Source organism: Agrobacterium larrymoorei, from assembly GCF_037722385.1.
In the GTDB taxonomy this organism is placed as follows: Bacteria; Pseudomonadota; Alphaproteobacteria; order Rhizobiales; family Rhizobiaceae; genus Agrobacterium; species Agrobacterium larrymoorei_C.
Map to the genome: position 1 here is coordinate 435,270 of NZ_JBBKAQ010000003.1, position 22,750 is coordinate 458,019.

The window sequence follows — 22,750 nt, forward strand, 5'->3', positions numbered from 1 at the left end:
CCCCGAAGGCAAATCACGCCTATGCATATCAGGTCGTATTAGCGGAGGAAAAGCCTTCCCGTTGGATCCTGCTCATTTTCGTCCGGTCTTGCGGCGTCGGCATTGGCTGGCGCCATGAGGCGAGCCTCGGCTGGCTTGAACGGGTAGGGCGTAACATCGGTCGTCGATGCAGTGTGATCAGGGAAATCGGTCTTCACCCAGTTGCGAAATGCAGCAATTCCTTTTGACACTTGCAGTACGTAGTCAAGCGACTGGGTATCGGCGACGGGCGAATTCTTCCCGATATTGCGGAAGTAGGCAGCAATCGCCGCGTCATCATAAGGATTGGCAGGGACATCAGGCAGAAGTGCTGCCGCTTGCGTCGCTTCGGGCGTATCCGGCAGGACGGCAGTGCCCCAATCATTGGCACGCTGATGGCAGGTGATACATGCCGATGTCGGGTTGTCGACGGGGCCGTTTGCGCGACCAAAGAGGCCAAGATTTTGGCGGGGAAGGGCGTAGAACATGGAAGCGACATCCGGATTGACCCAGCGTTCCTTGGGCGTCGCTGCCTGTTCAAGATAAGCTTTCGCGTTGAGCCCTGGATCGCTGCCCCAGATGAGGCCGACAGGCACCAGCCGCTCATAAGGCGTGTTGCCGGGCTGCATGGCGTTATACATGAAGGTCCCGAAGAACCAGCCATTCGGCGAACGCTTGTCCTTTACCGAAAGATCCAGCTGCAGAAGGCGCATGGTCATGACGCTGCCATCCTTCTGCCCAGCCACGTCCCATTCTTTCGAGCCGGCAAGATAAGGAACGCTTGAAGGTGTGGCAGTGGTAAAGAGCATCTTCGCTGAAACCGCGCCTTCCGCAAACGCGAAATCACGAGTCTTGGGGAAGGCAGGATCTTTCCAGATTTGACCGAAGCCGTAGCATGCGACATCGTTATAGATGCCGACAGCGAAGTTGCGCTCCCAGTCCCTTTGCAGTGCATGCAGTTCCTTGGGCCGTGACCACCGCTCCGTTGTCATACCGCGCAGGGGCTCGCGCAACATGAAGAACCAAGGCGCGTCGCACCACTGCTCTTCTTTGTTGTCCTCGATCCGCCAATCGACATCCGGCCGCGCGTTTACCTTTGTAACGTAGTTCAGAATCGACTGCATATAGTCCGCAGGATTCTTGAACGGATCGACCGTCAACCAAGGAAGCTTGCTGTTGTCGGGCAAGGTTTTGGGAAAATCATAATGCATCTGAAACTTCCGATCCGTCTCGTGCCCTTTGAGTGGCAGGCTGCTCGAACAGTCAAACTTAGCTTTGGCGGCTGCTGCAAAACTATTGTCTGTAGGTGCCGGACAGTCTGCCAAAGCGGCGGAGGCAGGAAAGAAAAGAAGAGCGAAAACAAGGAGGCGAGCATTCATCGTTGAGTCTCCAGCGCGTAGACGGGAGAGCGATGTAAGGTGAGGAGTTTGAGGCTGTAAACACGCAACCAAGAGCACGCTTTGCGTGTGTTGCGGGCACTGCAGGTCAAGATAGCGATAGCCGGAACCACATGCCTATGCCGCCGGCATCGCTCAATCGAGGAGCCCAGCCACGCCTTCAGTCGCGCTCCACTACGAGGCACGACAGTCGCTTACCCATCACCGGGTGGTGATTGGCCGCAAGATTGAGCGTCGTTAAGGTGCAGCCTGTAAAACTTTCTGCATTCCAAAAAGTCGTTGCGGCCTTTGTGGAGGCTTTTAAGTAGATGAATTACTTGGGTTTTGGTGGTGAGAGCGCAGGGATTCGAACCCTGGACCTACTGATTAAAAGTCAGTTGCTCTACCGGCTGAGCTACGCTCTCCCAAGTGGAGGCGAAGCGCCCCTCGGAAGTGGGCGGAACATAGGTAGAGGCACGTTTGCGGTCAACCCATAAAAACAGGATTATATCATCTTTCCGCGTTTTTTTGCCGCAACCGCAAAAAGGTGATTGGTGGCAAGGGTTTGGTGGAGCTACAAGACGTCGTGAACTGTCCGGAGTGCCACATTGTCCATCGCCGATATATCGATCCTCACAGCACTTTTTGCTGGAGCTTTATCGTTCCTGTCTCCCTGTGTGTTGCCGCTCGTGCCGCCCTATCTGTGCTACATGGCGGGCATTTCCGTGGAGCAGTTCAAGGATGACCGGTTCGAAGCAAAGCCGCAGGTCCGCAAGGCGGTGCTTTTCGCAGCACTATTCTTCACCTTAGGTTTTGCCACTGTCTTCGTGGCGCTCGGGGCAGGCGCCTCGACGATCGGCATGGTGCTGCGACAAAACCTCGATGTCCTTGCCAAGATCGGCGGCCTCATCATCATCCTTATGGGACTGAACTTCCTCGGCGTTTTCCGTATCGGCATCTTCTCGCGTGAGGCACGGTTTCAAAGCGGCGGAAAACCCGCCACGCTCTCCGGCGCCTATCTTATGGGGCTAGCATTCGCCTTCGGCTGGACGCCCTGTATCGGTCCGGTGCTTGGCGCTATCCTTGGCGTCGCAGCCTCCCGCAATACCGTCGGCGAGGGCGCAATGTTGCTCGCTGTCTATTCGGCTGGTCTCGCCATCCCGTTCTGGATAGCGGCTGCCTTTTCCGGCAGCTTCATGCGCTTCCTCACGCGTTTTCGACGCCACCTGGGACTGGTTGAGAAAGTCATGGGCGTGCTGCTGATCCTGACGGGTATTGCATTCATGTCGGGCTTCATCACCAATGTGGCAATCTGGTTTCAGGAGAGCTTTCCAATCCTGATGAAAATCGGCTAGACCCTCTTCAGAGATGACGTGCACGGCGAGGGGGCCATGGCTGAAATCGCCGGATTGCTGTTTCCGTTTTTCGGGCTGATCCTGATCGGCTATGTGGCGGCGCGTGTCACGCGACAGCCAGCCGAAGCGCTCGGGTGGTTGAACACCTTCATCATCTACGCCGCACTTCCGGCGCTGTTCTTTAAACTCGTTGCCAGAACGCCAGTCGATCAACTGGCTCGCATGGATTTTGTCGCGCTAAGCTTAGCTGGGACATACACGATCTTCATTTGCCTTTTCCTCATTGGTTACTATCTGCGCCGCAATAGCTTCGCGGATTGTACCATTCAGAGTTTTGCCGGAGCCTATGGCAATATCGGCTACATGGGGCCAGGGCTAGCGCTTCTGGCACTCGGCGAGGGAGCGGCTGTTCCCGTTGCCCTGATCGTTTGTCTGGAAAACGCCGCGCATTTTATTGCAGCGCCAGCGCTCATGGCGATTGCCGGCGGTGACAGGCGATCGCGCTTGAGGCTCGCCGGCGATGTCGCCCGCAAGGTGTTGACGCACCCGTTCATCCTGTCCGTCATCGTCGGCTTTCTGGCAGCCGTTTTTGCGTGGCAACCGCCTCAGCCGGTACAGCAACTGGTGGATTATCTGGCGCAGTCAGCGGCACCCTGTGCGCTCTTTGCAATGGGTGTGACATTGGCGCTTAGACCGTTGAAGCGGGTGCCAGTGGAGATCAGTTACATCGTCCCAGCCAAGCTCATCCTGCACCCGCTGCTCGCCTACCTTCTGATGTCTTCTTTCGGCAATTTCGACCCGATTTGGGTATCGACCGCGGTTCTTCTGGCAGCGCTGCCGACGGCCACCAACGTCTTCGTTATCGGCCAGCACTACCAGGTCTGGCAGGAACGAGCCTCGGCGACCATCCTCATCTCGACTGTGTTGTCCGTCTTCACAGTCTCGCTGGTGCTTTACTTCATTCGCGCAATGAGCGCCTGAGGCTTCCGACGATGAGGGAGGGAAGAGCCTTGATGCCACGTCCCGGTTCGATCCCCTCACGCATGACCAGACCGCGCAGCGGTCCGACATTGCCAAGCACGTGAAGCCCTGCCGCACGGGCCATCTGCATGGGTAGCATGCTTGATAGAAGCGACCGGTTGAGAAGATCCACACTCAGTGTGCGGCTGAACACGTCGGCGCGGCGGCGGCGATCGAAGGCGGCACCTGCATCTGCCGGGATCGCGCCGCCCGTCAAAGTGCCCAGCATGTCCGTCAAAACGATGATATCGCGGAGGCTCAGATTGAGGCCCTGTGCACCGATGGGCGGGAAGCCATGCCCAGCCTCACCAACAAGCGCGATACGTCCCTTACCGAAATTGCGGGCCGTCATGCTCGAGAGCGGCCATGTCTGCACGCCCTCTTCAACCGAAACCGTGCCGAGCATCGACTGCATGCGCTCTTCAACGCGCGCGCTTAATACGTCTAACGGCAAGGCTGCGAGTTCCGCTGCTTGCTCCGGTTTTACGACCCAGACAAGGCTGGATCGATCGCCAGGCAGGGGCACCTGGGTAAAGGGTCCGGTTGGGGTATGGAATTCCGTCGAGATGTTGCCGTGCGGGCGCGTGTGGGAGAAGTTGAGGACGACAGCGGTCTGCGGATAAGACCAGCTCCGAACGCCGATCTCGGCTGCTTCACGCACCTTGGAGTTTCGACCATCCGCGCCGATGACAAAGCTGCTGGAGACCATCTCGTCGTTGGCCAGTTTCAGCGACACGTCATGAGGGCCGACGTCAACCGTATCGACCGTTGCATCGATGAGGGTGATATTATTTTCATGAGCGACGGTGTCCGAAAGGACGCTGAGCAGCGCGGCATTTGGCATATTCCAGCCGAAAGCATTGAGTCCGATTTCGGACGAACGGAAGGCGACGGTCGGCGCGCGCAACAGGCGGTCTGTGCCATCGATGATCTGCATCGTGGCGAGCCGCGCAGCGGAGGGTTCGATTCTGGACCAAACACCAAGCCGGTCGAGAAAACGGATCGACTGATCCATGAGCGCGGTCGTACGGCGATCGGTTCTATCGGATTGAGGAGCAATCAGCGCGACGTTTCGGCCCGCCCGCGCAATGGCAAGAGCCGCAATCTGTCCTGCAAGTCCAGCGCCGACAACGGCAACTTCGAAGTTCTTCATCGTCCTGTTCCACTCCTGCAGTCTAGGTCCAACACATAGTGGCTTTGTGCTGTCAAATCCAGAAGCCATCTGGTGTCCGCATGCCATGGTCATGCGGCAACATCCTCATTAAGTTCGAGGATAAGCTTTCGCGCATGGTTGCAAAGAGCGGTGAATGGTCGCATATCGGAAAGAGACAATGAATAAGAGCGGGGCCGTTACGCTGTCATGAAGATTTTCAACTACAGACGCGTGCCCTATGCCGAAATCCGAGCCTTCTCCGTCCATATCCTGACAGCGTCGGGTTCTTTCCTGGCCTTTTTGGGCGTCGTGGCTGCCGCTGAGCATCGTTTCGTCGACATGTTCTGGTGGCTGGGCCTCGCGCTCCTCGTCGATGGCATCGACGGGCCGATCGCCCGCAAAGTTCAGGTCAAAGAAGTCTTGCCCAACTGGTCCGGCGACACGCTGGATAATATCATCGATTACGTCACATACGTCCTGCTCCCCGCATTTGCGCTCTATCAGAGTGGCATGATCGGAGAGCCCTGGTCATTCGTCGCAGCCGGCATGATCGTGGTGTCGAGCGCGATCTACTATGCTGACATGGGCATGAAGACGGACGAGTATTTCTTCTCTGGCTTTCCCGTCGTTTGGAATATGGTGGTGTTCACGCTCTTCGTCATCGATGCCAGTGCCACGACGGCGATGATTATCGTAACAGTATCGGTTATTCTGACCTTCCTGCCGATCAACTTCCTTCATCCGGTGCGCGTGAAGCGGCTGCGATGGTTGAACATGGCGGTTTTTCTGCTGTGGTGCGTGCTGAGCGGCTACTCGCTGCTCCTGCATTTCCAGTCGCCTGATTGGCTTGTGGCAGGTGTGGTTCTCACTGGCATTTATCTTTATTGCATCGGCGGCGTCATGCAGTTCATGCCGTTTTTGGGAGCAAGAAAGGGCTGACGAAATCAGCCGTTTAAAAGCATCGCCTGACTTATGTTTTCCAGTTGTGTCGCGGCACAAAAAAGGTATTTATTACACATAAAGGGCAGTGCCCAATTTAAGTGCAAGAGTGTCGATCCAGTCGTTAAGCCTCGTAGAAGTGCAGCGATTGGTGAAAAGGGGAACAGGTGACGGAATCGGTCACGTCCGGGGCTTTGCCCCTCTTATCCGTGCGCCAGCTGACCAAGCTGTTTGGAACATTTGCCGCATGCAATTCGATTGATCTCGATATTGCCCCTGGCGAAATTCACGCTCTTCTCGGTGAAAACGGTGCGGGGAAATCCACGCTGGTCAAGATGCTTTTCGGCGTGCTTGAGCCCTCAAGTGGAGAGATCGTCTGGAACGGAAATTCCGTTCGCATTGCGTCGCCAGGCGAGGCCCGCAGGCTCGGCATCGGCATGGTGTTCCAGCATTTCTCCCTGTTCGAAGCTTTGACGGTTGCCGAAAACATCGCGCTGTCGCTTGATCCGAAGATTTCGCTGAAGGAAATTGCCCGCGAAGCCGAGACGCTCTCTAAGGCCTATGGTTTGCCGCTCGACCCCTATGCCCACGTCGCCGATCTTTCCGTGGGCGAACGTCAGCGTATCGAGATCGTCCGCGCTCTGCTGCAGAACCCGAAGCTCATTATTCTCGATGAACCGACGTCGGTGCTGACGCCGCAGGAAGCGGATCGGCTTTTTGAGACACTGGAAAAGTTGAAAGCCGAAGGTCGCTCGGTGCTTTACATCAGCCACCGTCTGGAGGAAGTGCAGCGCATCTGCGACCGCGCCACGGTTCTCCGCCACGGCAAGGTCACCGGCGCCTGCGATCCGCGCCAAGAGACGCCTGCGTCTTTGGCGCGCATGATGGTCGGTTCCGATGTCGCTGGCATTCAGCGTGATGACGAATGCACGATTGGTGATGTGGCAGTCGAGATCGTGGGACTCTCCGTTCCCGCACGTACGCCGTTTGCGGTGTCGCTCAAGAATATCGCCATGAAGGTGCGAGCGGGTGAGGTGCTGGCCATAGCAGGCATTGCCGGCAACGGCCAGGGCGAACTGTTCGATGCGCTCTCGGGCGAGTATCCCGTCTCAAAGGACGACGCGATCTTTCTGCGCGGCAGGCCGGTCGGCCGCATGGGCATCAATGGCCGCCGCTTGTTGGGTGCCGGTTTTGTCCCGGAAGAGCGCCATGGCCACGCGGCGGTGCCGAATATGAGCCTCTCCGACAATCTTCTCCTGGCACGTTGTCGATCCGACAAGAAAGCGTTTCTCACCGGCGGCGTCCTGAAAGTCGTCCGGCATTCGGTGATCAAGAACGCCGCCAAACGCATTTCGCAAAATATGGATGTGCGTAAAAGCGGCGAAGATCCGCTCGCCGGTTCGCTATCCGGCGGCAATCTGCAGAAATTCATCGTCGGTCGGGAGCTCGATCGCCAGCCCTCCGTCCTCGTTGTCAACCAACCGACATGGGGCGTCGATGCGGGTGCCGCCAGCCGCATTCGTCAAGCACTTGTCGATATGGCGAAAGCAGGGTCTGCAGTCATCGTCATCAGCCAGGATTTGGACGAAATCTTTGAGGTCTCTTCCAGCATTGCGGTCATCTCCGACGGTCATCTGTCCGGCGCCTACCCGGCAAAAGAGATGACGCGTGAGAAGATCGGTCTTCTGATGGGCGGCATCCACGCAGGCAGCACAGGCCAGGCAGGGCATACGGAGCAGGTCGTCCATGCGCATTGAACTTGAAAAACGCGCGGGGGTTTCCAAGCTCTTTGCTTTTCTCTCTCCGCTTCTGGCTCTGGTGCTGACGCTGATTGTCGGTGCCATTATCTTCGCGGCACTCGGCAAAGAACCCATCGGAGCGCTCTACAGCTTCTTCATCGAGCCGTTGCTGGAGGTGTGGTCGCTGCATGAGTTGGCCGTCAAGGCAGCACCGCTGATCCTGATCGCGGTCGGGCTTGCCATCTGTTATCGATCGAACAACTGGAATATTGGCGCGGAAGGGCAGTTCACCATCGGCGCGATTACCGGCTCCATCCTGCCGGTGCTGAACCCGGATTGGCAATCGCCGATGATCCTGCCGCTGATGCTGATCATGGGAGCAGCGGGCGGCGCGCTTTATGCCGGCATCCCAGCGCTATTGAAGACGCGGTTCAACACCAACGAAATTCTGACCAGCCTCATGCTGGTCTATGTCGCACAGCTCTTTCTCGACTGGCTGGTGCGTGGTGCCTGGCGTGATCCGCAGGGCTACAATTTTCCCCAGACCAAACCTTTCAATGAAAGTGCCGTCCTGCCGGAACTTCTGGACTCAGGCCGCGCCCACTGGGGCGTTGTCTTCGCGCTCGTTGCCGCCGTCGGGCTCTGGTTCATGATGCGCTATATGCTGAAGGGCTTTGAAGTCACCGTGCTTGGCCAATCGGCAAGGGCAGGGCGCTTTGCCGGGTTTTCCTCTCGTGGCATGGTCTGGTTCTCGCTGCTCCTCTCCGGCGCGCTGGCAGGCCTTGCTGGCATCTCGGAGGTCTCGGGCTCCATCGGCCACTTGCAGCCTTCGATTTCGCCAGGCTATGGCTTTACAGCCATCATCGTCGCTTTTCTTGGGCGCTTGAACCCGCTTGGCATCATCGCCTCGGGTCTCGTCCTTTCGCTCACCTATCTCGGGGGCGAGGCAGTGCAGATGTCGCTGCAGATATCGGACAAGGTCGTGCGCGTATTCCAGGGTCTGCTTCTGTTCTTCGTGCTGTCTTGTGATACGCTGATCCTCTATAAAATCCGCATCCGTTGGTCGCGCAGCGCTGCCGGTGAAGGAGCCGCATGATGGATATGTTTCAGGCGATCCTTCTCACCGTTATCACTGCGGCAACGCCGCTGGTCATTGCAGCGCTCGGTGAACTGGTTACAGAGCGTGCCGGCGTCCTCAATCTCGGTGTTGAGGGCATGATCGTCATGGGTGCGGTCTGCGCCTTCGCAGCCGCGCATATGAGCGGATCACCCTATCTCGGCATTCTTGCTGGCATTGCGGCAGGCGCACTCTTCTCGTTGCTCTTCGGTTTCTTGACACTCACGCTTGTCACCAATCAGGTGGCAACTGGCCTGGCGCTGACGATTCTGGGGCTTGGTGTTTCCGGCATGTTGGGCGAGAGCTTTGTTGGTGTGCCGGGCGTGAAGCTGCCAAACATCGTGTTTCCGGTGCTGTCGGACATTCCATTTATCGGTCCAATCCTCTTCCGCCAAGATCTGATCTTCTACCTCTCGCTGGCGCTCGTCTTCGGCATTGGTTGGTTTTTGTTTAAAAGCCGCACCGGCCTGAAGATCCGCGCCATCGGCGACAGCCATTCCTCGGCCCACGCGCTCGGTATCAACGTCATCCGCACGCGCTATTTCGCTGTGATGTTCGGCGGTGCGTGCGCCGGACTTGCCGGCGCGCAGTTGTCGCTAGTTTACACGCCGCAATGGGTGGAGAACATGTCGGCCGGTCGCGGCTGGATTGCGCTGGCGCTTGTCGTCTTCGCGTCCTGGCGACCATGGCGCGTATTGGCGGGCGGTTACCTGTTCGGCGCGGTAACGATCGGCCAGTTGCATGCGCAGGCCTTCGGTATTGGCGTACCGTCGCAGCTCCTTTCAGCACTTCCTTATGTAGCGACTATTGTCGTGCTCATCATCATCTCCCATAATCGGCGCACAACGCTGATCAACACACCGGCATCGCTCGGCAAACCGTTCGTGCCGGATCGCTAAAAAAATCCGAATGTCATGCCTAACCAAGCAGGGGTAAAAATGAAAAGACTTATTATCGCATTGGCCGCATCCGCCGCGGCAATCGTCGGCGTGGTTCCCGCCGCGCAGGCTGCTGACGCCAAGAAGGTCTGCTTCGTCTATGTCGGCACGCGCACCGACGGCGGCTGGACGCAGGCGCATGATATCGGCCGCCAGGAACTGCAAAAGCACTTCGGCGACAAGATCGAAACACCGTTCCTGGAAAGCGTTCCTGAAGGCCCTGATGCCGAGCGCGCAATCGAGCGTATGGCCCGTTCCGGCTGTGAGGTCATCTTCACCACATCGTTCGGTTTCATGGATGCCACCGTCAAGGTTGCTCAGAAATTCCCCAAGGTGAAGTTCGAGCATGCGACCGGCTTCAAGACCGCTGCGAACCTCGCGACCTACAACTCCCGTTTCTATGAAGGCCGTTACATTCAGGGCCAGATCGCCGCCAAGATGTCGCAAAAGGGCGTCGCAGGCTACATCGCGTCCTTCCCGATCCCGGAAGTCGTGATGGGTATCGACGCCTTCGTTCTCGGTGCACGCTCCGTCAATCCTGACTTCAAGGTCAAGGTCGTCTGGGCCAACACCTGGTTCGACCCCGGCAAGGAAGCCGATGCGGCCAAGGCTCTAATCGACCAGGGCGTCGATATTCTGACGCAGCACACCGACACCACCGCACCGATGCAGGTTGCGGCAGAACGCGGCATCAAGGCGTTCGGTCAGGCGTCCGACATGATCAAGGCTGGCCCAAACACACAGCTGACAGCGATCGTCGACACCTGGGGCGCGTACTACATCAAGCGCACGCAGGCTCTTCTTGATGGCACATGGAAGTCGGAGTCGGTTTGGGACGGTCTGAAGGATGGCATCCTGACGATGGCGCCATACACCAACATGCCTGACGATGTGAAGAAGATGGCTGAGGAAACCGAAGCCAAGATCAAGTCCGGCGAACTGCACCCCTTCACCGGTCCTGTGAAGAAGCAGGACGGCACCGAGTGGCTGAAGGCGGGCGAGAAGGCTGAAGACGGCGTTCTGCTCGGTCTCAACTTCTACGTCGAAGGCGTGGACGACAAGCTGCCGCAGTAAGTCTGATCGTTGATTTCGGCAAGGGCGTGCGATCCACTCGCGCGCCCTTTTCTATTGGGCGATGCCGATGTTTCCGACCGGCTGCTCCTCATGCTGAAAAAGTAAAAGCCCGTCGATGGAGCGACGGGCTTTTCCATGTCTTTACCGCGCATGTGGATGCTGCGGATCGGACAAAATCGTTATCAGAAGACTGCGAGATACTTCAGCAGCGAGATAATACCGATGATGATCACGATGACCTGAGCGATCTGCTTCGCACCGCCGCCAACCGGCAAGCGCGCAATAAGCCACAGCACCAGTACGATGACCAGAAAGGTGATCAGAATGCTGACAAGCGTCGAGGTAACCATATGTCCCAGCTCCTATTTCCGTTTCGTTTAACGGCCCGATCACCGTTGCGTGAGTAAAAGCCGCAATCTATATTTTGGTTCCATTGTGCAAAATGAATTTGCGGGAAATGGAGATTGGCGGAGGCATGAGCGAGCTCAGGGTGAAAAAGCGGGACGTCGGCGCGACTGCACTTTTGGGACGTAACGGCCATCCCCGGATCGAAACGCCAACCGGCGGACATCTTTCGGTAGTCACCGCCGTGTCCGAGCCTGGCTTCAATCCGCTCGACTTGATGTACTCGTCACTCGCTGCCTGCCTGGTCCTCAGCGCACGCATCGCCGCAAGCCGCATGGGTCTGCTTGGCGGGTTCGAAGCGGTCGCGGCAAAGGTGACGGGCGAAAAGTCACAGGGTGAACCAGCCCGCATTCTCCGTTTCGACATGGAGCTCACGATCACGGGTGATTTCGACGAGGCAACGAAACAGGCAATCGCTCATGAAGCCGAGAGAATTTGCACCGTCAGCAATACCCTTCGCGGCAATGCAGATTTTCGTCTGTCTGTTGCCTGACGCATCAGGGCATCAGCGCTGCATCTTTTCCCATTTGCGGATCAGACGGTCGCGTTTGAGTTTCGACAGGCGTTTGATCCAGAAGATGCCGTCGAGCTGATCAATCTCGTGCTGGATGCAAGTGGCGTGGAAATCAACAGCGGATTCCTCCTGCTCAGCGCCTGTCACATCCTGGAATCGCACCGTCACCTCGCGGGGACGTTCCAGTTCCTCAGTCAGGCCCGGCATGGAGACGCTGCCTTCCGCATGACGCATCGTCTCCGTCGAGCTTCTAACGATATTGGGATTGACGTAGGTGAGTATCTTGCCGGGCTGAAGCTCCAGGACGAAGATCCTTTGAGACACGCCGATATGCGCCGCCGTGATGCCAACTCCAGGCGCGGCACGCATGGTGTCGACCAGGTCCTGCTGGAGTGCCGCAAGATCTGCGCCGAACGTCGTCACCATAGCGCACGACGTAGCAAGGGCAGGGTCTGGATATCGAACGATGTTGCGGACCGTCATGGTGTCTCGAAGTTTGAAAGTGAGCTTTTCATAAAGGCTTTGGAGGTTGCCGCCGCAAGCGCTTGCGCTTCGTCCGTCAACTCCACAAATGTCCGCTGCGTTCTCGCGTCGCGTCGAACGATGCGAAGCAGCGTACCGGAAAGCGTGCTGATCTCTCTGAGCACAAGAGCATGGGCCACCCCAAGCTGGTTGGAGAGGCTGCGACTGTCATTGCCAATGCCCATATGGATCGCGGCAATGATGGCGGCACCTGTCGGTTGGAGTCCACCAGACGCATTCCTCAGCATGTGGTCCACCACGGCCATGAAGCGTGTTGCGGCGGCGTCCTCATCCATTTGCCATCTCGTTTTCATGCCGCAGTCGCACCGACACCAGCACCGATTTGGAGGTGGGCGTAAAGCTGCCTTCGCCATAGCTATGCAGCGGAACAAGAACGTTGAGCTCGGGGTAATAACCGCCAATGCTGCCCTTCGGGATGTTGTACGGCACCAGACGAAAGTTCTGGGCAATCCGTTCGACGCCATCGCCATACTCGCCGATCACATCCACGCGCTGCTTGGCGTGGGCGCCCAGCGTCTCCATGTCCTTCGGGTTCATGAAGATCACCTGACGTTCGCCGTAGACGCCGCGGTAGCGGTCATCCAGTCCATATATGGTCGTGTTGTACTGGTCGTGGCTGCGGAAGGTCTGCAGCACGAAGACACCGTCTTTCGAAAGCGCCTGTTGATGCTCGGTCATCTCCGGCAAAGGGCCAGTAAAAAAGACGGCCTTCTTCTCCGGCGTGTCCCAGTCCCGCTCGGCAGCCGCATTGCGCAGATGGAAGCCGCGCGGCACGCGCACGCGCTCGTTGAATTGCCGGAAACCTGGAATCACACGTTCGATCATATCCCGGATCAGATCGTAATTGTCCGCAAGCGCCTTCCAGTTGACGCGCTCATTTCCAAGCGTCGCTTCGGCGATACCGGCGACGATAGCGATCTCGGAGCGCAGTTCCGGGGATGCAGGTTCATTGATGCCACCCGAACCGTGAACCATGCTCATGGAATCCTCCACCGTCACGATTTGCGGCAGACCTGCGGAATTGCGGTCGATCTCGGTGCGGCCAAGGCAAGGCAGGATGAAGGAGGTTTCTCCTGGCACCAGATGTGAATGGTTGAGCTTGGTGGCGATGTTGACGGTCAGCTTCTGCTTTTTGAATGCTTCGATGATCAGCGGGCTGTCGGGTGTGGCGCGCAGGAAATTGCCGCCAAGCGCGATGAAGGCTTGTGCCTTGCCGTCCAGCATGGCGCTGATCGCTTCGACTGTGTTGTGACCGCGATTGCGCGGCATGCTGACGCCGAGTTCTTGCTCAAGCGCATCGAGGAGGGCAGGTGGCGCCTTCTCGTCGATGCCGACGGTGCGATCGCCCTGCACGTTGGAGTGTCCGCGAACGGGGCAGAGACCTGCGCCGGGCCGTCCGACATTGCCGCGCAGCAGCATGAGATTGGTGATCTCGCGAACGATCATGACCGAATGCTTGTGCTGCGTGACCCCCATAGCCCACGTGGCGATGACCGATCTGGCACTCATGTAGATGGAGGCAGCCTCTTCGATCTCTTCGCGCGTCAAACCTGACTGGTCGAGAATCGTCTCCCAACTCGTTTCGTTCACTGCAGCCCGGTAGGCCTCAAACTCTGTGGCATGGTCGGCAATGAAATCATAATCGATGACCGCCCGCTTGCCCGCCGCACGCGCTGCTTCATCTGCCGCGAACACCACTTTGCTGATGCCGCGAATGGCGGCCATGTCGCCACCCTGGCGGGGCTGATAGTAATTGGTGGCAATCTTGGTGTTGCCGCCGGTGATCATCTCGATTTTGTCCTGCGGATCGCTGAAGCGCTGCAAGCCCTTTTCCCGGATGGGATTGAAGACGGCGATACGCGCACCGCGCAGAGCCGCTCGCCTCAGATCGCCCAACATACGGGGATGGTTGGTGCCGGGATTCTGTCCAATGACGAAGATCGCTTCGGTCTTCTCGAAGTCTTCCAGAAGAACGGTGCCCTTACCGACCCCGATCGAGGCTTTGAGGCCCACGCCGCTCGCCTCATGGCACATGTTGGAGCAGTCGGGGAAGTTGTTGGTGCCATAGAGGCGAACCATCAACTGATAGACGAACGCAGCTTCATTGGAGGCGCGACCGGAGGTGTAGAACTCTGCGCGATCCGGGCTGTCGAGGCTGCGCAAAATGCTGCCGATCTCGCGAAAGGCATCGTCCCAGGAAACGGGCATGTAGCGGTCTGACGCGCGATCGTAGCGCAACGGGTTTGTCAGGCGCCCCTGTTTTTCCAACTCGTAATCCGACCAACCGCTGAGCGCGCAGACGCTATGCTCGGCAAAAAACTCCGGCGGAACGCGGGCCTCAGTCGCTTCCCACGAAACGGCCTTCACACCGTTTTCGCAGAACTCGAAGGATGAGCCGTGCTCCGGGTCGCCCCAGGCGCAGCCGGGGCAATCGAAGCCATCGGGCTGATTGGTTTTGAGCAGCACCTTCGCATTCGAGAAAGGAGCGCCGGATTCCAACAAGCGTTTGCCCACGCTCTTTAGCGCGCCCCAGCCGCCAGCCGCGGATGAGGGCTTGCCGATGAAATCCATCTTGCCCATAGTCATGTCTCTCCTTGAAGATATGTCTCGACCGGCGCCCCAAAAAAAGCCCTGCCGATCTATTCGCGCCCGTGGCAGCGTCGCCGTTCAGATAGGCGCTTAACTAGCATATATCAATTCTTTCGGTGGCGCGGATGCGCGTTTCGTTTTCTCAATGGCGACATCCTCTTTGCTTCTGGACGACATGAGCGCTCTCGTCATCGGCTTCCGATGGTGGGGAGGAAGAAGATGAAACCAGTTCCTGCCTAACGGGTTGTTGACATTGTTGTTCTAAACGACAATCTCCAGCCCGTTCGCGAAGCAGGCCAATGACCGGAGAAGGGGGCGCACGTTGACACAAGCCGACCACGATCATCCCGCAACGGAAGAGGCCAAGCGTCCGGAAGTCATGGCCGACATCTATGCCGAGGACGGCTCGATCCGGTCCGATTTCCTCGCCATTGTCGGTGCTGCGATCGCCGATCGCGATGTGCTGTTCCTGCGCGAGAATGTTGCCCGTCTGCATGAATCCGAACTGGGGGACCTGCTGGAATCGATCCAGCCGGATCAGCGCCACGCGCTGGTGCGCCTGCTCGGCACCGATTTCGACATGACCGCGCTGACCGAGGTGGATGAAGCAATCCGCCTCGATATTGTCGAGCAGATGCCCAACGAGCAGATTGCCGCCGGCATTGGTGAGCTCGATTCGGACGACGCCGTCTACATTCTCGAAGACCTCGATCGCGAAGACCGCGAAGACATCCTCTCGCAAATGCCGTTCACTGAACGTGTCAGGCTGATGCGGGCACTGGACTATCCCGAAAGCTCCGCCGGTCGCCGTATGCAGACGGAGTTCGTCGCCGTGCCGCCTTTCTGGACGGTTGGCCAGACGATCGACTACCTGCGAGAAGAGGAGGAGTTGCCCGAATCCTTCTCGCAGATCTTCGTTATCGATCCGACCTTCAAACTCGTCGGCGCGCTCGATCTTGATCGGCTGCTGCGCTCCAAGCGGCAGGTGAAGATCGAAACGATCATGCACGAAACGAACCATCCCATTCCTGCAGAGATGGACCAAGAAGAGGCAGCCCAGCTTTTCGAGCAGTACGACCTTCTTTCTGCGGCCGTCGTGGACAGCAACGGCCGCCTCGTCGGCGTGCTCACTATCGATGATGTGGTTGACGTGATCCAGGAAGAGGCGGAGGAAGATTTGCTTCGTCTTGGCGGCGTCGGCGATGAAGAACTGTCCGACAGTATCGCCAGCACGTCCAAATCGCGTGTGCCGTGGCTCGGCATCAATCTGATGACGGCGTTTCTGGCAGCCTCGGTGATCGAACTCTTTGACGCCACGATCCAGCAGGTTGTGGCGCTCGCCATCCTGATGCCGATCGTGGCTGGCATGGGCGGAAATGCGGGCTCGCAAACCATGACAGTTTCGGTTCGTGCTCTCGCAACCAAAAACCTCGATATCCACAATGCAGCGCGCATTATCCGCCGTGAAGCGGGTGTGGGCCTATTGAACGGCGCTCTCTTCGGCTGCGCCATCGGCATCATCGCCGGCATTTGGTTTCACGATGTAAACATTGGCGGCATCATCGCGACAGCCATGCTGATCAACATGCTTGCTGCAGCTCTGGCCGGTATTCTCATTCCGTTGTTTCTCGACAAGTTTGGCGCTGATCCAGCCGTTTCCTCGGCCGTCTTCGTCACTGCAGTGACCGATATTGTCGGCTTCTTCTCTTTCCTCGGCCTGGCAACCTGGTGGTTCGGCATATCGGGATGAGCATCGAAAATTGACTTTTACGTGAAGGTCAAACATAATGTCCGCAAGCCAGAATCGGACACAGCCTTGAACAAGTATTATAGCATCACGGAACTCACGCGCGAATTCGGTGTATCCACCCGCACTCTTCGTTTCTACGAGGACGAGGGGCTGATCCACCCGGAGCGCCGTGGCCGTACCCGCTTGTTCCGCACCGCTGATCGCCGACTCATCCAGGAAATCCTCCGTGGCCGGCGCATTGGCTTCACCATTGCTGAAATCCGAGAAATCATCCAGGTCTACAAAGAGCCGCCCGGTGAATCTGGCCAGCTCGAGCTGCTCATGAAAAAGGTCGACGAGAAGCGCGCCGACCTTCGCCAAAAGCGCCGTGACATTGAAGAGACCTTAGCGGAACTCGACAATGTCGAGGAAGCGTGCCTGACGCGCCTCGCCGAGATCGGTGTCGGTACGTAACATCCTGGTCTGTACCAGATGATGAAGACATTTCCGATTATGCCAATCGCGATCGAGACGCCGAGTGGGTCGTCTGCCTGATTGATCGGCTCTGAGCATACCACACCTGTCTCCAAGAAGATCTGCTTTACCAGACTTCTACCCAAGGCGGGCTGCTCGGCGATGTACGGTGCACTTCTAGCAAAATACGGGTAGCGGACCTCGTCGGTTATCTAGGACGTGCGTGCTGATGCTCTTTCCCAGGCAACGTCAGAGCGTCACAGCGACCAACCCGACCATCTCAATACCATCTCCGCATAATCCGACCGCTTCGCACACTTGCACGCTATTGGACCTCTGCGGAGCACTGCGTCGCGACGTCCCTGATCTTGCTCTGCTGATCGGTGGTGGCGGTGTTCGCCATCATCGCGTCGAAGACATTTTCTGTGTGCAGCTTCTCCAAGGTGCAGCCACAAAAGCTTTGGCAGAGATCAAGATTGTTTTGGGTCTGCATGCAGCTCGCTTCGCAGCTTTTCTTGTAAGCCTCGACCTGATCGACAGGCGGTGGCGGGAAGGTGATCGACGCCAGATAGACGAGCCCGATCAGCACCGGTTGGTGGATGAGGTAAAAGGAGAGGCTGTGACGACCGAAGAAGGCGAGCAGGTTGCGTCTGCCGCTGGGCTTACGGAAGCGATCCAGCCATCCCAGTGGGACAGCGATTTGCGCAACACCTAGACCAGCAAGGAATGGCGCCAGAAATGGTAGGACAGGTACGTAGTCGTTGGAGCGCGGTGGCGCGGTCGCGAACCCGATCCAGGAAAGCCAGATCGTGTTGAAGGCATCCGACGAGAAATAGATCGGAGCCAACAAGGCCAGCAGAGCCGCGGCCAATGTGACCACCGCAGGCAATCGCAGGAAGATCAGGCCGATCAGGCTTGCCACCGCGATATTGTGCAGAATGCCGAAGAAGATCCAGCCGTCTGGCACCGCGAAGAACGTCGCGACCGAGATCAGTAGCGCAGCGCCTGCGACCATCGCAAACCGCTTGCCAAAGGCCGGCCAGTTTATTCCCCTGCGATGCGCGAGAAACAGACTGAATCCTGCAAGGAACAGAAATGAGCTGGCGATGGCGCGCGCATAAAGACGCCACAGTCCCTCGGTGGGCGTTTCCGGCGGGATGTAGCCGAACATGGCAAGATCCCAGGTGAAATGGTAGCTTGCCATGGCAATCAGCGCGATGCCGCGCCATGTGTCGAGAAAGCCGATACGGCCGGACTTGGTAACCGTTGCGGTCGCCTCATTCATTCTGTGATTTCCTTCGCAACGGTGAGGTGGCTTTGCCTGCGCTTGCGCCCGCAAAGTGGGGCGATTTCATGACAGGCGATTAAAGATCGTCCATGATGGCAAGACGCGCTTCCGAGTAGAACTGACGTCTCAACAGCGCGACGATGATGATGACCGTCATGACGATGAAGACATAGGCGTTGATGAACCAGCCGAGATAGCCGATCGATAGAAAGAAGGTTCGAAGCCCGTCATTGAAATTCTTCGCCGCGATGACGTTCATGCGAATAACATTCTCAGCCGCACTTTGCGCCGCTTTCTTATCTGCGGTTGCTTCATGCATCATCGGCATTCCACCAAAGAGAATGGTGCAGTAGTTGAAGAGGCGATACGACCAGCCGAACTTGAAGAAGGCATAGCCAAAAAGACAGGTGAGGCCGATAACCTTTAACTCGAAAGCGGTTCGCCCGCCGTAATAGACAAAGGGCATATCTCGAAAAACCGATTCGACCCTGTCAGTGGCGCCGAGAAGCGCAAAGCAGCCGCCGATCGCGAAGATCGAAGTCGAGGCGAAAAACGCCGTGCCATTCTGTAGGCCTGACATGATCTGCGTATCGATCATCTTCAGGTCACGCGTCAGGGAATTATAGATCCATCTTCTGCGGCGTTCGGCCATTGCCTGGTTGAGGCTGGTTCTGCCGAAGGGCGATCGTGCGGTGGTGATGTAGGCGTAGGATACCCAGAGCACCAGGAAGATGACGAGCGCGATGTAGTCCATTGTCGTCATGTCGATCCCGCCCGTAACCCGCCAACCATCTCTTCGACCAGATAACTACCTGGAATGTTTTCGAAGGTTGTCATACCAAGAAATCATTGCAAGGCAATCGAGACATGCCGGCGTAAAAATCCGAACCATTTTAGTGCGCGCTAACCATCCGGTAAGCTTATACCGTTAGACAGATCGGCGGGGCTCCGGAGCGGGTATTGAGTACCGGGGCCCGTCCTCTGTTTTCCGTCAATTCCCGCGCCGGAGAGCACATTTTTGGGTGGCGTTTCTCTCGCAAAATTTGACAAGAGCCACATCGCATCCTACCTTCATCTTAGCGATCCGACGCTTTCCACATGGAAGCCGATGTCGACTTGACCGCGCAGTGCGGTCGGGCATCCGGCTTTTGTGACGGTTACTGCGACGATCCAGCATGATCGACCGGGAGAACGCCTCCATATCTACGAATCGTTCTCTTTTCATGTCTGGCGCCTCAAGGCTTTCGGCACAGTCCGAATTGGCGGCCGGATCGCTCTTAACTCTTCCTATCCCTGCAGGCTCTGAATGAGCGAGACATCTCGTGCCGTGCTGGTTCTGGGCGGCGCGCGCTCGGGCAAGTCCGCTTTTGCTGAACGGCTGGTGCTGTCGTCCGAGGGTGTTGCTCACTACGTGGCAACGGGCCGCGCCTGGGATGAGGAAATGGAGTCTCGTATCGCCAGCCACCGGCTCCAGCGCGGGGATCAATGGATCACCCATGAGGAACCGTTGCATCTGGTGGAGACGCTACAACGTCTCGATGACGTATCTAACACCATCCTCGTTGATTGCCTGACCCTCTGGGTCACGAATCTGATGATGGAAGAGGCGCGGGACGTTGAAGCAGCTTTTCTGCCGCTCGTTGAGCATGTGGTAAAAGCCAAAGCGAAGATCGTTCTGGTTTCGAACGAGGTAGGACTTGGCATCGTACCCGAGAATCGCATGGCGCGAGACTTTCGGGATCACGCTGGCCGTCTGCATCAGAAGATCGCTACTGCTGCTTCGGAAGTATATTTCATCGCGGCCGGTTTGCCTTTGAAGATGAAAGGGTAGGCCACCCTGAGGCGCCACGTTGGTCTTACTCGTACGACGTTTCGATATCCCAAGCCTCCCATAAATCTGCCACAGAGGCATCGTGATGTGCTGTGTCTGCATCGTCTGAAGCCGACTGCCTGTTCCGATTCTAGCCATTCACGTCGATCCGGAGTCAGCAGCCCATGTCATCCTCCGCCTTCAAAGCTCTTCTCTCCTGCCTAGCCATCTCCGTCTCCATCTCCATCTCCGGGCAAGCCCTTGCCTCGCAAGCGAGGTGGCCGGACACGCCTGTGGGTCGTCTCGCGGCGCTGGCCACCGTGCAGGATCTTAGTATCCAACTGCTCAGCCAGGACAGCGCGACACTGACACTCGAGCATTGGTGTGCCGACCATAAGCTCGCCGAACCTGCGAAAATCTCGGCGATCCGCCTCAAGGATACAAAGACCGCGGCGGATGAGGTACGCCGCAAATTGAACGTTTCCGCCTCAGATACGCTCGGCTACCGGCACGTCTTGCTAAAATGCGGCGATCTGGTGCTATCGGAAGCGGATAATTGGTATGTGCCGGAGCGGTTGACGACTGACATGAACCAGACGCTGGACACCACGGACACGCCCTTCGGCAGGGTCGTGCTACCGCTGCATTTCCAGCGTCATACCGTGTCCTCTCACCTCATCTGGCAATCTCTTCCGGAGCATTGGCAAACAGGCGATGCAATCCCGACCGCCCAAAGCGAGCTACTGGATATTCCGGAAACCATCATCAGCAACGAGGCCGTCCTGACGAAGCCAGACGGGACGCCAATCAGCTTCGTGATCGAGAACTATAAATCCGCGCTCCTCAGCTTCCCGCCGCCACCTATTGCTCATTGAGCCGCCCATCCCACATCGTCCGGTAAGGCTGCGGTCTTGATTTGGATCAAGGTCGCTTTCTTGTCCTGGTGGCAAAGCTGCAAACGACGCGAAAGCATGTCTGCCGCTTTGATTCCGGTTCCTTCGCTCCGCGTCATATCTGATGCGACGTTGGGGGAAGCCAACAATGAACTCTACCTTAGGAATAGCGATGGTGGCCGTGGGGGCCTTCCTCGCGTTGCTCGGAGCGGCCTTCGCTCACGACAATCTCTTTGCCGCCCATATGTGGGTGCTGTTCTTCGTGCTGCTTGTCGGCTCTGTGGTGATGCTGCGTCGCGTCTCCTTCGCGCCGGTTGATCCCGTCGTACAGACGCGCAAGAAAACCGAATATTTCGACGATGTTATCCGCTATGGCGTCGTCGCCACAGTCTTCTGGGGCGTCGTCGGTTTTCTTGTCGGCGTCATCGTCGCGCTCCAGCTTGCCTATCCCGACCTCAACATCCAGCCATGGTTCAATTTCGGCCGCGTTCGTCCGCTGCACACCTCCGCGGTCATCTTTGCCTTCGGTGGTAATGCGCTGATCGCGACCTCCTTTTACGTGGTGCAGCGCACCTGTCGCGCACGCCTGTTCGGTGGAGATCTCGGCTGGTTTGTCTTCTGGGGCTACAATCTCTTCATCGTCATGGCCGCCACTGGCTATCTGCTCGGCATCACGCAGGGCAGGGAGTATGCCGAGCCTGAATGGTATGTGGATATCTGGCTGACCATCGTATGGGTCGCCTATCTTGTCACCTTCCTCGGCACCATTTTCGTGCGCAAGGAGCCACATATCTATGTGGCGAACTGGTTCTATCTGGCCTTCATCGTCACCATCGCGATGCTCCACATCGTCAACAATCTGGCAGTGCCGGTGTCGTTCCTCGGCGTGAAGAGCTATTCGGCCTTCTCCGGCGTGCAGGATGCGTTGACGCAGTGGTGGTATGGCCACAATGCCGTAGGCTTCTTCCTGACTGCTGGCTTCTTAGGGATGATGTACTACTTCATTCCGAAGCAGGTGAACCGCCCGGTCTACTCTTACCGCCTGTCGATCATCCACTTCTGGGCGCTGATCTTCATGTATATCTGGGCCGGCCCGCACCACCTGCATTACACAGCACTTCCCGACTGGGCGCAGACGCTTGGCATGGTGTTTTCCATCATGCTCTGGATGCCCTCATGGGGTGGCATGATCAACGGCCTGATGACGCTATCGGGCGCATGGGACAAGCTGCGCACCGACCCGATCCTGCGCATGATGATCATGGCGGTTGCCTTCTACGGCATGGCGACCTTCGAAGGCCCGATGATGTCGATCAAGGCCGTGAATTCTCTCAGTCACTATACCGACTGGACGATCGGCCACGTCCATTCAGGCGCACTTGGATGGAACGGCATGATCACTTTCGGTGCGGTCTATTTCCTCGTGCCGAAACTGTGGCATCGCGAACGGCTCTACAGCCTTGCGCTGGTCAACTGGCACTTCTGGCTCGCCACGCTTGGTATCGTCGTCTACGCCGCCTCCATGTGGGTTGCCGGCATCCAGCAGGGCTTGATGTGGCGTGAGTATGATGCGCAGGGCTTCCTGGTCTACTCCTTCGCCGAAACCGTCGCCGCCATGTTCCCATACTACCTGTTGCGCGCAACGGGTGGCCTGCTGTTCCTCAGCGGCGCAATCGTCATGGCCTACAACATCACCAGAACCATTCTCGGCCATATGCGTGAAGAGAACACCGGCAAGTCTGCAGCGCCCAAGCTGCAACCGGCCGAGTAAGGAGA

Annotated in this window: 21 protein-coding genes and 1 tRNA gene; 13 read left to right on the plus strand and 9 right to left on the minus strand. The window is 57.6% G+C overall.

Annotated elements, in window-relative coordinates; translation table 11 throughout:
* Window positions 1–38 precede the first annotated feature (38 nt).
* Window positions 39–1,229 carry a hypothetical protein gene (locus WKI41_RS07435; protein ID WP_340192848.1) on the minus strand — a complete coding sequence of 397 codons (1,191 nt, stop codon included), beginning with the start codon at window positions 1,227–1,229 and terminating at the stop codon, window positions 39–41.
* A 514-nt stretch (window positions 1,230–1,743) separates the two neighbouring features.
* A tRNA-Lys gene (locus tag WKI41_RS07440) sits at window positions 1,744–1,819 on the minus strand.
* A gap of 183 nt (window positions 1,820–2,002) precedes the next feature.
* On the opposite strand from WKI41_RS07440, the gene WKI41_RS07445 reads away from it, so the two are divergent.
* Both WKI41_RS07445 and WKI41_RS07450 read left to right on the plus strand, forming a co-directional pair.
* Entirely contained in the window at window positions 2,003–2,749 is a 747-nt protein-coding gene (locus WKI41_RS07445; protein ID WP_340192849.1) for a cytochrome c biogenesis CcdA family protein, read from the plus strand.
* Window positions 2,750–2,785: 36 nt separating this feature from the next.
* On the plus strand, window positions 2,786–3,730 hold the full coding sequence (locus WKI41_RS07450) for an AEC family transporter (RefSeq protein WP_340192850.1): 945 nt from the start codon (window positions 2,786–2,788) through the stop codon (window positions 3,728–3,730).
* Here the strand turns inward: WKI41_RS07450 and WKI41_RS07455 are convergent.
* A complete protein-coding gene (locus tag WKI41_RS07455; protein ID WP_340192851.1) occupies window positions 3,708–4,922 on the minus strand; it encodes a UbiH/UbiF family hydroxylase in 1,215 nt (404 codons plus the stop codon). The two genes, WKI41_RS07450 and WKI41_RS07455, sit on opposite strands and share 23 nt — an antisense overlap.
* A gap of 207 nt (window positions 4,923–5,129) precedes the next feature.
* Between WKI41_RS07455 and pcsA the strand changes: the two genes are divergently transcribed.
* From pcsA to WKI41_RS07480, 5 genes are all read left to right on the plus strand, one after another.
* The gene (gene pcsA, locus WKI41_RS07460; protein ID WP_340192852.1) at window positions 5,130–5,861 is read left to right on the plus strand and encodes a phosphatidylcholine synthase; all 732 of its coding nucleotides are present in this window, start codon (window positions 5,130–5,132) and stop codon (window positions 5,859–5,861) included.
* A gap of 167 nt (window positions 5,862–6,028) precedes the next feature.
* Window positions 6,029–7,618 (plus strand): ABC transporter ATP-binding protein, encoded by a 1,590-nt coding sequence (locus WKI41_RS07465; RefSeq protein ID WP_340192853.1) that lies wholly within the window; start codon window positions 6,029–6,031, stop codon window positions 7,616–7,618.
* Window positions 7,608–8,696, plus strand: coding sequence for an ABC transporter permease (locus WKI41_RS07470; RefSeq protein WP_340192854.1), 1,089 nt, complete (start codon window positions 7,608–7,610; stop codon window positions 8,694–8,696). The genes WKI41_RS07465 and WKI41_RS07470 overlap by 11 nt, the downstream gene beginning before the upstream one ends.
* Entirely contained in the window at window positions 8,696–9,616 is a 921-nt protein-coding gene (locus WKI41_RS07475) for an ABC transporter permease (RefSeq protein ID WP_340192855.1), read from the plus strand. Before WKI41_RS07470 ends, WKI41_RS07475 begins: the two co-directional genes overlap by 1 nt.
* Before the next feature lie 39 nt (window positions 9,617–9,655).
* Window positions 9,656–10,729, plus strand: a complete 1,074-nt coding sequence (locus WKI41_RS07480) for a BMP family ABC transporter substrate-binding protein (RefSeq protein WP_340192856.1) — start codon at window positions 9,656–9,658, stop codon at window positions 10,727–10,729.
* 182 nt (window positions 10,730–10,911) lie between these two features.
* Here WKI41_RS07480 and WKI41_RS07485 read toward each other — a convergent pair whose 3' ends face one another.
* On the minus strand, window positions 10,912–11,079 hold the full coding sequence (locus WKI41_RS07485) for a Thivi_2564 family membrane protein (protein ID WP_003502827.1): 168 nt from the start codon (window positions 11,077–11,079) through the stop codon (window positions 10,912–10,914).
* Between the two features lie 125 nt (window positions 11,080–11,204).
* On the opposite strand from WKI41_RS07485, the gene WKI41_RS07490 reads away from it, so the two are divergent.
* The gene (locus tag WKI41_RS07490; RefSeq protein ID WP_340192857.1) at window positions 11,205–11,627 is read left to right on the plus strand and encodes an OsmC family protein; all 423 of its coding nucleotides are present in this window, start codon (window positions 11,205–11,207) and stop codon (window positions 11,625–11,627) included.
* A 12-nt stretch (window positions 11,628–11,639) separates the two neighbouring features.
* On the opposite strand, the gene WKI41_RS07495 is transcribed toward WKI41_RS07490, so the two are convergent.
* The 3 genes from WKI41_RS07495 to WKI41_RS07505 are packed head-to-tail and all read right to left on the minus strand — an operon-like array spanning window position 11,640 to window position 14,771.
* Window positions 11,640–12,131, minus strand: coding sequence for a peptide deformylase (locus WKI41_RS07495; RefSeq protein ID WP_340192858.1), 492 nt, complete (start codon window positions 12,129–12,131; stop codon window positions 11,640–11,642).
* The gene (locus WKI41_RS07500) at window positions 12,128–12,466 is read right to left on the minus strand and encodes a hypothetical protein (protein WP_340192859.1); all 339 of its coding nucleotides are present in this window, start codon (window positions 12,464–12,466) and stop codon (window positions 12,128–12,130) included. The genes WKI41_RS07495 and WKI41_RS07500 overlap by 4 nt, the downstream gene beginning before the upstream one ends.
* On the minus strand, window positions 12,459–14,771 hold the full coding sequence (locus WKI41_RS07505; RefSeq protein WP_340192981.1) for an FdhF/YdeP family oxidoreductase: 2,313 nt from the start codon (window positions 14,769–14,771) through the stop codon (window positions 12,459–12,461). Before WKI41_RS07505 ends, WKI41_RS07500 begins: the two co-directional genes overlap by 8 nt.
* Window positions 14,772–15,159: 388 nt before the next feature.
* On the opposite strand from WKI41_RS07505, the gene mgtE reads away from it, so the two are divergent.
* Both mgtE and WKI41_RS07515 read left to right on the plus strand, forming a co-directional pair.
* Complete coding sequence (mgtE, locus tag WKI41_RS07510) at window positions 15,160–16,530, plus strand: magnesium transporter (RefSeq protein WP_340192982.1); 1,371 nt, start codon at window positions 15,160–15,162, stop codon at window positions 16,528–16,530.
* A 66-nt stretch (window positions 16,531–16,596) separates the two neighbouring features.
* Window positions 16,597–16,983, plus strand: a complete 387-nt coding sequence (locus tag WKI41_RS07515; protein ID WP_340192860.1) for a MerR family transcriptional regulator — start codon at window positions 16,597–16,599, stop codon at window positions 16,981–16,983.
* Between the two features lie 325 nt (window positions 16,984–17,308).
* Here WKI41_RS07515 and WKI41_RS07520 read toward each other — a convergent pair whose 3' ends face one another.
* Window positions 17,309–18,268: a heparan-alpha-glucosaminide N-acetyltransferase gene (locus tag WKI41_RS07520; RefSeq protein WP_340192861.1), complete on the minus strand. Its 960-nt coding sequence runs from the start codon at window positions 18,266–18,268 to the stop codon at window positions 17,309–17,311.
* 79 nt (window positions 18,269–18,347) lie between these two features.
* The gene (locus tag WKI41_RS07525) at window positions 18,348–19,034 is read right to left on the minus strand and encodes a DUF599 domain-containing protein (protein WP_340192862.1); all 687 of its coding nucleotides are present in this window, start codon (window positions 19,032–19,034) and stop codon (window positions 18,348–18,350) included.
* A 543-nt stretch (window positions 19,035–19,577) separates the two neighbouring features.
* Here WKI41_RS07525 and cobU point away from each other — a divergent pair.
* From cobU to ccoN, 3 genes are all read left to right on the plus strand, one after another.
* Complete coding sequence (gene cobU / locus WKI41_RS07530) at window positions 19,578–20,102, plus strand: bifunctional adenosylcobinamide kinase/adenosylcobinamide-phosphate guanylyltransferase (RefSeq protein WP_340192863.1); 525 nt, start codon at window positions 19,578–19,580, stop codon at window positions 20,100–20,102.
* A gap of 164 nt (window positions 20,103–20,266) precedes the next feature.
* The gene (locus WKI41_RS07535) at window positions 20,267–20,956 is read left to right on the plus strand and encodes a hypothetical protein (RefSeq protein ID WP_340192864.1); all 690 of its coding nucleotides are present in this window, start codon (window positions 20,267–20,269) and stop codon (window positions 20,954–20,956) included.
* Window positions 20,957–21,122: 166 nt separating this feature from the next.
* A complete protein-coding gene (gene ccoN, locus WKI41_RS07540; RefSeq protein ID WP_340192867.1) occupies window positions 21,123–22,745 on the plus strand; it encodes a cytochrome-c oxidase, cbb3-type subunit I in 1,623 nt (540 codons plus the stop codon).
* The last annotated feature ends 5 nt before the right edge of the window (window positions 22,746–22,750 follow it).